8 protein-coding genes and 1 pseudogene are annotated in these 11603 nt (G+C 47.1%); 7 read left to right on the top strand and 2 right to left on the bottom strand.

Annotated features, from left to right (window positions below; all coding sequences use genetic code 11):
- Positions 1–853 (top strand): annotated as a pseudogene (locus QUB35_RS36555) (transposase); the annotation flags it as partial.
- Between the two features lie 552 nt (positions 854–1405).
- Positions 1406–2026, top strand: a complete 621-nt coding sequence (locus QUB35_RS36550) for a transcriptional regulator (protein ID WP_333147599.1) — start codon at positions 1406–1408, stop codon at positions 2024–2026.
- A 525-nt stretch (positions 2027–2551) separates the two neighbouring features.
- Here the strand turns inward: QUB35_RS36550 and QUB35_RS36545 are convergent.
- On the bottom strand, positions 2552–4480 hold the full coding sequence (locus QUB35_RS36545; protein ID WP_333147597.1) for a penicillin-binding protein 2: 1929 nt from the start codon (positions 4478–4480) through the stop codon (positions 2552–2554).
- A 295-nt stretch (positions 4481–4775) separates the two neighbouring features.
- Positions 4776–5351, bottom strand: a complete 576-nt coding sequence (locus QUB35_RS36540) for a hypothetical protein (protein WP_333147595.1) — start codon at positions 5349–5351, stop codon at positions 4776–4778.
- A gap of 338 nt (positions 5352–5689) precedes the next feature.
- On the opposite strand from QUB35_RS36540, the gene QUB35_RS36535 reads away from it, so the two are divergent.
- From QUB35_RS36535 to glgB, 5 genes are all read left to right on the top strand, one after another.
- Positions 5690–5914: a serine protease gene (locus tag QUB35_RS36535; RefSeq protein ID WP_333147593.1), complete on the top strand. Its 225-nt coding sequence runs from the start codon at positions 5690–5692 to the stop codon at positions 5912–5914.
- Between the two features lie 119 nt (positions 5915–6033).
- A complete protein-coding gene (locus QUB35_RS36530) occupies positions 6034–6237 on the top strand; it encodes a glutathione S-transferase N-terminal domain-containing protein (protein ID WP_333147591.1) in 204 nt (67 codons plus the stop codon).
- Positions 6238–6458: 221 nt separating this feature from the next.
- Positions 6459–6605, top strand: a complete 147-nt coding sequence (locus QUB35_RS36525; protein WP_333147589.1) for a hypothetical protein — start codon at positions 6459–6461, stop codon at positions 6603–6605.
- Between the two features lie 703 nt (positions 6606–7308).
- Complete coding sequence (locus QUB35_RS36520; protein ID WP_333147587.1) at positions 7309–8742, top strand: transposase; 1434 nt, start codon at positions 7309–7311, stop codon at positions 8740–8742.
- A gap of 233 nt (positions 8743–8975) precedes the next feature.
- Positions 8976–11270, top strand: a complete 2295-nt coding sequence (gene glgB / locus QUB35_RS36515) for a 1,4-alpha-glucan branching enzyme (protein ID WP_333147585.1) — start codon at positions 8976–8978, stop codon at positions 11268–11270.
- The last annotated feature ends 333 nt before the right edge of the window (positions 11271–11603 follow it).

The following is an 11603-nucleotide window of genomic DNA, read 5'->3' as shown; positions in this document are numbered from 1 at the left end:
TACTTAGCAGTAGCCAAACAACGACGACCTAAACGAAACAAAAAAATCCAAGCCCTTAAAAAACAACTGCAATATATTAAAAGAAACCTCGCTCATATTGAACAGCTAATCGACTCAGATGCCACCCTACAAAGTCTGACCAAGAAGCAATATAAAACCTTGCTAGTTCTCACAGAAGTCTATCGGCAACAACTTTGGTTATTTGAAAATAAAAAACCGAGTATATCGGACAGAATAGTAAGTTTAAGCCAACCCCACATCCGTCCCATTGTCAGAGGGAAAGCAGGGAAACCTGTAGAGTTTGGAGCCAAACTGTCAGCGAGTTGCTTTGAAGGATATGTATTTTTAGACCGGATAAGTTGGGATAACTTTAATGAATCAGGAGACTTAAAAGCACTCATTTGAAGCATTTAAAATTTACACAGGATACTATCCAGAATCAGTCCACGCAGATCGCATTTATCGAAGCGCGAGAAAATCGAGCTTGGTGTAAAGAAAGAGGAATTAGAATTAGTGGCCCCCCTTTAGGAAGGCCACCAGCAAATGTCAGTAAGGAAACAAAGAAACAAGCCTCAGAAGATGAGAGAATTAGAAATGCGATTGAGGGCAAATTTGGGACTTGCGAAAAAGAAGATTTAGCCTGAATCGGGTGATGACAAAACTTGATAATACTTCGGAAACAGCCATTGCCCAAACTTTTTTAGTAATTAACCTTTCTACCTGGTTAAGACGGGTTTTTTGTGCGTTTTTATGTCACAAACCGAAAATCACACCTATTTATGGTTTAATGATTATTAAAAGCTATAACTGGGCAAGTTATAGTCAACAAAAAGTTATGTCTCCCCGAGCTTGAATTGCCAATCAAGTGCGATGCCTACGGCTGGCTACGCCTACGCGATTTTTCTTAACTTATTCAGCAAGCCCTAAATTAAAATTCATCACTATCACTGTATTGATTGCTATATTTTACGCCATAAACTCAGGAGAGCTTTCCTTCTGCCTCCTGCCTTCTACCTCCTGCCTAAAAACTCCAACTTCTACCTTGGCTGCTTTCATTGAGATGCTCCCTACATATAGCAACCGCCTTGGCGGCGCCGGAGGAGATCGATTGCTGAAACCCTTGCTCTGATTACGTCTGCCTCCTGCCTCCTGCCTTCTACCTCCTGCCTCCTGCTATAGCTTCGCGCTCTGGTGCGATCGGGCGATCGACAAAATTGCTGTAGGGAAACCGCACTACCGTTTCTTGACTGCCGTTTTCTTACCCGCAGTTTTTTTTAAAGTCGCATAAATTTTCAGTAAATACCGATCTACACACTAGCCAAACCCAAAGTTAAAATATACCCAATAAAAAATAGCTCCTCCTAGCTGTTTTTTGGGCCAGCTAAATATCAGGGAGTGCATCTACGTGTCAATAAATAAAATGCTAAAAGGCAGAGCCACTACACCTGCCCCAGGTTTTACCATGATTGAGCTATTGATAATTATTTTAATCATAGGAATATTTAGTGCGATCGTCGCCCCCTCTTGGCTAATGTTTATCAACAACCACCGTTTAAAGGTATCGCTCGATCGAGCTTATTGGGCAATGGAACTTGCACACAGCAACGCCAAACGATCCAAAATTTCATGGCAAGCCAGCTTCAAACAAGTAGGAGAAAATGTACAAATAGCCGTTCACCCAGCCGACATTCCCCCAGGCCAAGTACCAGCCAGTCAATGGAAAAACCTAGAACCGCAAATTCAAATAGATACAAATGAAACAACAGTGCTCCAAGTAAATGAAAACAACGAGCAAAAAACAAACGGCACAATCCGGCGAGTCATGTTCAACCATCGAGGTTGCCCCGTATCTCGAAGCGACCACGACTGCACGCTAACGAGTATAAGAGCCAAAGGAACCCTAACACTATATCATCCCAACTTAAGAAAGAGCCAACGCTGCATCATCATCTCCACTCTTTTAGGACATAAACGCACCTCCCAAAGACAATTAAAACCCAACGAAAACAAAAGATATTGTTACTGACAGGGCGATGAATTATGTTGGGGGTAGGGAAACGGCATTGCCGTGTCCTCAATAGCCGTGTTTTCGAGCGTCAAATTCGAGCGTCAATTCCTGACGCAACATCTCATATCATTTCCGGTTACACTCCTTATGATGTTGACGGTTGACGGGTGACGGTTGACGGTCATTGGTGACAAGTTAAGACTTAATTGCATTTGTCAATCAGTAATATTACTCAAAAAACTGCTTTTTTAGGAGTGGAAAATTCACGATTTGAGAGAAAGTAGGTATAAATATCACCCTCGGCATGATTCCTAAACCGCCCAAATCTCAGTTTTATGCCCAAAATCCGAGTAAATGTTGAGTATAATTGCTGATTGACAAATCCTTTCTTAGCTTAACTTGTTACCAATGGTTGACGGTTGACGGTTGACAGTGAACAGTCAACAGTGAACAGTCAACAGTGAACAGTCAACAGTGAACAGTCAACAGTGAACTCGGATTTACTATTCCGATGCTAACGGATTTGATATCAGATATAATCAACTACTTCTTACTCGGCGCAATCTTCTCAATAGAAATCAACGCCTCCATCACCGACTCCACAATCGGCGCCGCCACCGTACCCCCCGAAGAACCCTCTTTAGGCTCATCAATCACCGCCAGCACCACATACCGAGGAGCCTCCACAGGCATGATCCCCACAAAGCTAGTAATAATCGCCTTGTCAGAATAACCCCCACCAGCATTAGCTTTTTGAGCCGTACCCGTTTTTCCAGCAATCCGATACCCAGGAATTTGTGCAGCTTTCCCCGTACCACCATCAACCACAGTTTCCATCATTTCTAACACCTGCTTAGTAGTTTCCGGCGAAAAAACCTGCTTCGGAACCGGCCTGGGAAGCTTCCAATAAGCTTCACCATCTCTATCAAAAAGTCCCCGCACAACATGAGGAGTCACCAACTTGCCGCCGTTAGCCAAAGCGCCGTTAAGTTGCACCAACTGCATCGGAGTTATCGAAAAACCTTGCCCAAAAGCCGTAGTAGCAACTTCCACCGGAGAGTTAATAAATTGCTCTCGATTTTTAAGCTGACTGGTTACTTCAAAAGGCAAATCTGTTCCCGCAGTTTGTCCGAGTCCGAGTTTTTCTAAAGCTTGATAGTAAAGAGAAGGTTTCATGGTTCTCATGATGTGTACCATCCCCACATTGCTAGAATGTTTCAAAATCTCAGTAACAGTGGAAGGGCCGCGCGCGCCTACGATTTTGTAATCGGAATTTTGGATAGTCCAGGGATTCATGTAAATCCGACCTTCATCGTTAAACACAGTATTAGGTTTCACCGCACCCGCTTCCAGAGCGATCGCCACATTAATCGCTTTAAAAGTCGAACCAGGCTCATAAACATCAGTGACAGCCCAATTTTTATAGCGCGACAAATCGAAATTAAAATATTGATTCGGGTCATAAGAAGGTTCCGCTACCACTGACAGCAATTCCCCGTTACGGGCATCCATCACAATCACTGTGCCCCGCTTCGCATTGTGTTGCTTCATTTTTTCCTTGAGAGCAACTCGCGCAGCCCGCTGCAAGCGACTGTCGATCGTCAATTGCAATTTCAAGTCATCAAGCTGCACAAATCCCGCCGTCAGCCGATCGGGAACCCAATTCCCATTGCTCGACCTGCTAAACTGAATCGACGGCATCGATCGTTCCAACAAATTCTGCTGGCTGTATTCCACCCCGGCTTGTCCCTTCCGTTCCCCGTCCACATAACCGAGGATATCCGCCGCCAACTCCTGCTGCGGGTAAAAACGCTGCTGCTGACGCAGCAACTCCAAGCCATCCACCAGACTCTCTTTAATTTGCATCCCAGCGACGCGATCGGCAACCTCTTGAGGCAGAGACTCCGCAATTGTAATACCGCTTTCGGCAAGATTAAACCTGCGTATCAACTCAGTTTCCGACGTAGTGCCCGGAGTCAGTTCGATCGCCAACATCGGAGCCAATTTAGCAGCAATTTCCGCCTTCGAGTGGTTAAACAACTTCGGGTGAGCGTAGAGCGTGTACACCTGTCTGTCGATCGCCAAAACATTCCCTGCGCGGTCAACTATCGGGCGTCTGGGCACAAACGGCTTCGTTTTGAGAGTTTGCTGCTGAAGAGCCTGTTTACGCAGCGCCGGAGCTCGCGTCACCTGCAAATAAAACAAATTCACAGCCAGCCCCAGCCCCCCCAGCATCAACACCGCCCACACGGCCCACAAACGGAACTTGCTGCGCTTTAAACGCTCCACCGGTCGCCCCCAAGATGCAGCCGTCTGTTGTGGCGATCGGCCGAAACTGCCCGAAGCTCTAGGTTTGGCTGGTTTTTCCCACCCAGTACGCGCGGCGAAGCTATCCCGTAGGGAATCGCCCGCCTGTTTTGTGCGTTTGAAATTCGGCGATCTGTAGCGGTCAAAACGGGGGTCGTAGCTCATGGCATTAAAAATTCAATAGCAAGTTAGAGCGTTTTAGAATTTAGAATTTATAACTTAAATGTTAAAAGAGAAAATTCACGACTTGGGAATTGGCAATCCCTATCAGGGTTTGGATCACACCTACAGTTGCCTTCTGTTTTTTGAAGTGGTGTTAATTATTTTTAACTTTTAACTTCCGGTTGGAAGCAGAAAATCGATCGCGACTTGCAAAAAAGCCAAAAAAGAAATTATATCCTCCAATTCTCAGGCCCTCGGACACTCAGGCCCGGAGGGCGCTCTCCGCTTTGACACAGGTTTAATAGCCCAGCGGTGTTTCCACACCGGCTCGATTCTTGAGAGCGGGCTCAGAATTTGGTGCCGCAACGGGCGATCGGGTTTCAGGGGCCGGCTGCAAGAAAATCGTGTCCCCAGGATTCTGCCGAGCCAAACCGGTTTCGGGATTTTGGGCTTCTTTAGCAAGTTGGTGTTTCAATACTTCGCTAGAAGCACTCAATTGCTGTTCCCGGAGACGCAGAGTTTCCAATTTTTGATACTCCTGACTCCAGCGCTGCTCGCCGTAAACTGTCAAGCCGTAGAGACTCAGAGCACCGCCCAAAAGCATAACTGCTACCACTGAGGAGGCGCGCTGTGCCTGCAGGAGCGATCGCAACCACACTGGCTGCTGCTGGCGATTGGGCAGGACTTTCAGCACCGATGCGGACGATCGAGCAATAGCCTGTTCTTCGGCTGGCGAGTAGTTGGGCAATACCGGCCCTGTCTTCGCCCGCCTAGCTCTGGCAATAGAAGTAACTTTGCTTTTGGCTGGGCCAGCAGCGGGCTTGCGGGTCGATCGGGAGCGGGGAGAATCGGGGGATCTGATAGCAGCGGTCATAGAGTTCACCAATACGTAAAGTGGGGTAGCTTCAGCTTGATTGAGCTTAAGAGTTTTTTTTCAAGGGCGAGCGCCAGTTGTGGCAATCTGGGTTCGATCGGTTATCCTTACCAAGGATACCTCACAAGCCAACCAACCCATCCTACCACTGGTCTCTTTGACTTCAGGATTTGCCAAAAAAAAGAAATCTTTGCTGGTTAGCGATAATCTATGTGAAATTTATTAATAAATGCAGTATTGTAATCAACGAGCGAATCGTTGAGCTATTCGTGCCAGCATTGTTTCTCAAGTACACTATTCCCTTCCTTGCGATGGGTTTTCAATGTTAAGGAGTTTTTATGAACAAGGGATTAATTCGTTTGACTTTGGTCGTGGGCTTGGCAGTAGCCCTCGGCGCCTGCGGAGGAGATACCACCACCCCCAGCTCCCCTAGCCCCTCTCCGGGCGGCACTGGTGGCACTGGCACTACTACTACTCCCCCTGCTTCTTCTGCATCTCCAAAGTCCACTCCTGGGACTGGTGCAACTACTACCCCTGCCCCTTCTCCTAAAAAGTCTCCCTAACTAGGGCGATCCGAGAGTGTTTGCCCAACGAGCCTAGCCTCCAGGTGAAAAATCGTTCGCTCCTCGCATTTTTTCATCTCAGAGGTCTAGGTCTCAAGTTGGGTGTTAGTTGTAGTCTGATGCTTTTACTACTGTTCCGTACATCCCCTTACTGCAGCAAAGTCCGCTTAGCGCTGGGTTACAAGGGCATCCCCTTTGAAGTGGAAAACTTGACCCCCGGCCTGCCGGTTTTGAAACTCAAGTCTCTGACGAGAGGTTTGAAGACAGTGCCCGTGCTGCTGCCTCAACTCGAAGGTCAATCGATTTTAGATTTTAGATTTTAGATTTTAGAGGCGACCCCACGGATAAATGCGGGGGCTTGAGGATTTTCGATTTTCGATTTGGGATTGATTCCACGGATAAATCACGTGGCGGGTACCACCTTTGAAATTCTTGGTCAACCGGAGGCGAGCGCAGACGCGACGAAAATTTTGCACGATCGAGTCTCGTTTTCCTTCCCCGCCGCTGTTGCCCGCAGACGAGAGGAAAGTAAGCTGAGGCTTCGATGATCGAATACAGGCTCGATGAAAGCATCGACATTGCTACTCGATGTGTTTACTGCGAGTTTCGCGCCGCTGCGGGCAAGCAAATCGACCCGTCTGTTTTGAGCCAGTTTAGTGATTCAATTGGCGCCGCGCCACTGCGGTATTAACCCGGCCTCGGCAAAACTCGCTCCAGTTGCGCCTGAGTGCTGCTTTAAACCTATTGCACCGTCGCTGGTAGGATGGTGCTAGTTTCGTAGGCGATGCCTTGAGCATGGCAGATATTGCTTGCTGCTGTCGCCATGCTGAGTCCTTTAGCTTTGATTCCTCAATACCGAGTTAAGCATCCTTCGCCGTTTGAGCGTATTGCCCAAATTCACGGACTTTGTGGGCAAACCCCGCCTCCGAGATGTGAAAGTCTACCGATCGGGCGATTCTCCCTGCCTGAAAATTCCAGGTAAACTATTAACTGCTCCCCAACGCTTACAGGGTTGACCATCCTGCAGTCGCCAATCGACAAGAGTTTAAAAATATCCCTTATCACATATAAAAAAATAAGTCAAGGATATTTGGGAAAAAATATAAATTTTTCAATTTGTTTTAACTACCAGCCGGGAAGTCCCTCGGTATATTTAGAGGGGACACATCTGAGCGCTGCGCGAAGTACCCCGAATAAATTACGCCCGCGTGATGGAAAGAAGCGTCGGGTGGAGGGACGGAAACCGACAATTAGACTTAGCCACTATGAATTAATCTTCGGAAGTATCTTGATTTTCGATGTACTTCCTAAGTGTTGAAATGGTAATCTTTGGTGTGGCATTTTGGACATACACAAACTATACTATGCAAAGGTCGAAAAAAGAAAGTTAAAAAATGCAACTCACTTACAAATACCGCCTCAAACCCACAAAAGCCCAACTAACAACGATGGTGGCTCACCTAGAGCTCTGTCGTCGGCAGTACAACTACCGACTTGGCGATAGATTTAGGTGGTGGTCAGCCACGAGAACACCTATCAACGCCTGCCCCTTGATTGTTTCGATAGTCCCGATTGAGGAAATTTATCAAAATATTCCTTTGACGAGAGTGCAAACTAGGGATGGTAGAAAAAAGGATGAGTCAGGCAATCCTTTGACCAGGAAAGGTGACGTTTTATCGAACATTGAAGGCGGATATGTACAGTGGCAAACCATACAACTGGCTGACCTGAAAAACACAAAAAAGCTATTTCCTGATTATAAAGTGTTGGACTCTCAGGTTTTGCAAGATGTCGTCAACCGAGTGGAAACTTCCTTTTCAAATTTCACGACGCCCGATAAAAATGGCAATCGTAGAGGCAAGCCCAGATTCAAAGGGCTTCATTACTACAAATCTTTCACTTATCCTCAACTAGACAATCTTGATATTGTCAAGGACGAGCAAAATAGGATTTGTATTGACCTCGCAAAAATAGGTCAAGTACCTATGGTTTTCCACCGTCCAATACCAACAAGGTTCACAGTTAAGACGGGAACAGTTATCAGAGAAGCTGATGGGTGGTATATCTCCCTGACGCTAGAAGATAAAACAGTTCCCGTAACGGTTGCAGAAATTCAACCGACGGTCGAAAATACTGTTGGCATCGATCTGGGAATCACTAATTACGTCTATCTTTCCAATGGCGAGAGAGTTGAGAATCCTAGGTTTTTGAGGAAGTCGGCCCAGAAATTGGCAAAACTTCAAGCGAACTTAGCTAATAGAGTCAAGGGTTCTAAGCCTGGGAAGATTATCAAGGACAAGATTTCCAAACTCCATCAGTTTGTAGCTAGAGCTAGATTAGATTTTCAGTTTAAAACTGCACATGAGCTATTCGGTAAATGTGAGGTTTTAGTTGTTGAAGACTTGAGTGTCAAAAATTTAACTAGACGTGCCAAGCCCAAGACTGATGTTGAAAATGGTAATTTGGTTTATTTGCCGAACGGTCAGTCAGCTAAAAGTGGCTTGAATAAATCCATGCTTGATGCTGCTCATGGGCAATTCGCCAGCGTCCTAAAATATGTCGCCTGGAAATTGGGTAAAAGCATTTTGTTTGTCTCTCCAAGAGGAACTTCTCAACATTGCTGGAATTGCCTCAACAAAGTACCGAAAGAATTGTCGGAGCGCTGGCATTCTTGTCAATGCGGAGAATCTTTGGATCGAGATAAAAACTCAGCTAAGCTTATAAAGAGAATTGGTCTAAGTTACGAAAGTGGCGGGGGAACTCCGTCACTCAAAAAAGCCTTTGAAAAAAAGGAAAAAGAAGCCTGCGGTCTAACTGTAGTCAGTTGACCGTCAGGTTCGTTCACTATTTCTATACTTAGATGTTAGCAGTAAAACCCCAGCTCGGCCGTCGGCAAGACAACAGCCTGCTGTGTGTGCAAGGACGCGCGCTGGATCTGCAGCAGTCAAGATCGTGCTAATCAGTGGTAGGATCAGCAATCAAAAATGTATCGAAATGTAAAGTGCAGCGCCGCTCTAGGTTTTGAAAGCCATTTAGTTAAAAGATTGAGGTAAGTAGTTTTATGCCCGCGACCGTCCCCTTTGAACAGATTGACCGCATTGTTTGGAATCAGCACCACGATCCATTTGAAGTGCTAGGCCCTCATGCGATCGAAGAAAATGGCAAAAAAGTCTGGGTCGTCCGAGCTTATCTGCCGAATGCGGATGCGGTATCGGTAGTTTTGCCGGAAGCCAGGGCCGAATACTCGATGAAATCAGAGCATCACCCTCACTTTTTTGAATGTACGATCGACACCCCAGAACTAGCAAACTATCAATTGCGGGTCAAAGAAGGGGAACACGAGCGCTTCATCTACGATCCCTACGCCTTTCGATCGCCCAAACTCACAGAATTCGACCAGCACCTATTCTCAGAAGGCAATCACCACCGGATTTACGAAAAACTCGGGGCGCACCTCACCGAAGTAGGTGGCATCACAGGAGTATATTTTGCCGTTTGGGCCCCGAATGCCCGCAATGTCTCTGTTTTAGGAGATTTCAACTATTGGGACGGCCGCAAACATCAAATGCGGAAATCGCAAAACGGCATCTGGGAATTATTTATTCCGGGACTATCCGTGGGAACTTCCTACAAATACGAAGTGAAAAACCAAGACGGACATCCCTACGAAAAGTCCGATCCTTACGGTTTCCAGCAAGAAGTGCGGCCGAAAACAGCATCAATTGTCACCGACTTAAGCACCTACACTTGGAACGACAGCGCTTGGATCGAAAAGCGGCGGCACACAGACCCACTGACGCAGCCGGTTTCGGTTTACGAATGCCACATCGGTTCTTGGCTGCACGCCGCTACTGACGAACCCGCCGTGCTACCAAATGGGGAAATACAACCCGCCGTGCAGGTTTCGGAACTCAATCCTGGGGCGCGCTTTCTGACTTACCGGGAATTAGCCGATCGGCTGATACCCTACGTCAAAGATTTGGGATTCACCCACATCGAAATGCTGCCCATCGCCGAACATCCTTTCGACGGTTCTTGGGGCTATCAAGTCACCGGTTATTTCGCCCCAACCTCCCGCTACGGCACACCTGAAGATTTCATGTATTTTGTTGACCAGTGCCACGCCAACGGCATTGGCGTACTGGTGGACTGGGTACCGGGACATTTCCCCAAAGACGGCCACGGCTTGGCTTTCTTTGACGGAACTCACTTGTACGAACACGCCGACTCCCGCAAGGGCGAGCACAAAGAGTGGGGAACCCTAGTATTTAACTACGGCCGCAACGAAGTGCGGAATTTCCTAGTATCAAACGCTCTGTTCTGGTTTGACAAGTACCACATCGACGGGATTCGCGTAGATGCCGTAGCCTCGATGCTTTATTTGGATTACTGCCGCGAACCGGGAGAATGGCTGACCAACCAGTACGGGGGCCGGGAAAATATCGAGGCTGCAGATTTTCTGCGTCAGGCGAATCACGTCATTTTTAGCTATTTCCCAGGTGCGCTGTCGATCGCCGAAGAATCTACCTCTTGGCCGATGGTATCTTGGCCGACCTATGTAGGCGGTTTGGGCTTCAACCTGAAGTGGAACATGGGTTGGATGCACGATATGCTCGACTATTACCACATGGACCCGTGGTTCCGCCAGTTCCACCAGAACAACATAACTTTCAGTATGTGGTACAACCACAGCGAGAATTTCATGCTGGCTTTGTCCCACGATGAGGTAGTCCACGGCAAGGCTCACATCATCGGGAAAATGCCAGGAGACGAATGGCAAAAGTTTGCAAACGTGCGGTGTTTGTTTACTTTTATGTTTGCTCATCCCGGCAAGAAAACGATCTTTATGGGGATGGAGTTCGGCCAGTGGCACGAGTGGAACGTTTGGGGGGATTTGCAGTGGCAGTTGCTACAATTCGAGCCGCACCAAAAGTTGAAGCTGTTTTTTAAAGATTTGAACAATTTGTACCGCAGCGAAACGGCACTTTACAGTCAAGATTTTGCTGAGGATGGGTTTGAGTGGATTGATTGCAGTGACAATCGGCACAGCGTCGTGGCCTTTGTGCGCCGAGAGAAGGATGGCGACGAGTTTGTGGTGACGGTGTGCAATTTTACGCCCCAGCCGCACTCTCACTATCGCGTAGGAGTGCCGGAACCAGGTTTCTATACGGAGTTGTTTAACAGCGACGCGCGGGAATATGGCGGTAGCAATATGGGGAATTTGGGGGGCAAGTGGACTGATGAGTGGTGGTTCCACAATAGTGCTTATTCGATCGACTTGTGTTTGCCACCTTTGGGGGTGTTGATTTTAAAGCTCGATCGGGCAAAAACAACAGCCAAATCTCAAGAGTTTTAAGTTGTGAGTCGTGAGAGTTTTGAGTTAAGAATCAAAGCTTTATTAAACCTAAAACTTTGAGGGTATTCAAAAACCCGGTTTCTTGGACAAACCGGGTTTTTTCTGTTTTGTTGTTGTGGCCAAAGAATGAAGTTCTGCAACGGATTCGCTTTCTTCGGATTTAAGGAATTTAATATTAATTCCGGTTGCATCGGAATGATTTAGGATCGTCAATTAAATAATTTCCCTTTTTTCTTGTGGGATGGGCGTCCCGCCCGCCCAGAAAGGTCGGGCGGGGCGCCCATCCCACAACAAACAGGAAAAGGGGATTTTATTTAATTCTCATTACTTAAC

Origin of the sequence: Microcoleus sp. B13-B6 (assembly GCF_036705405.1) — a bacterium.
GTDB lineage: Bacteria > Cyanobacteriota > Cyanobacteriia > Cyanobacteriales > Microcoleaceae > Microcoleus.
The sequence above is the reverse complement of the archived record's forward strand: the minus strand, read 5'-3'. Positions and strand labels throughout refer to the sequence as shown.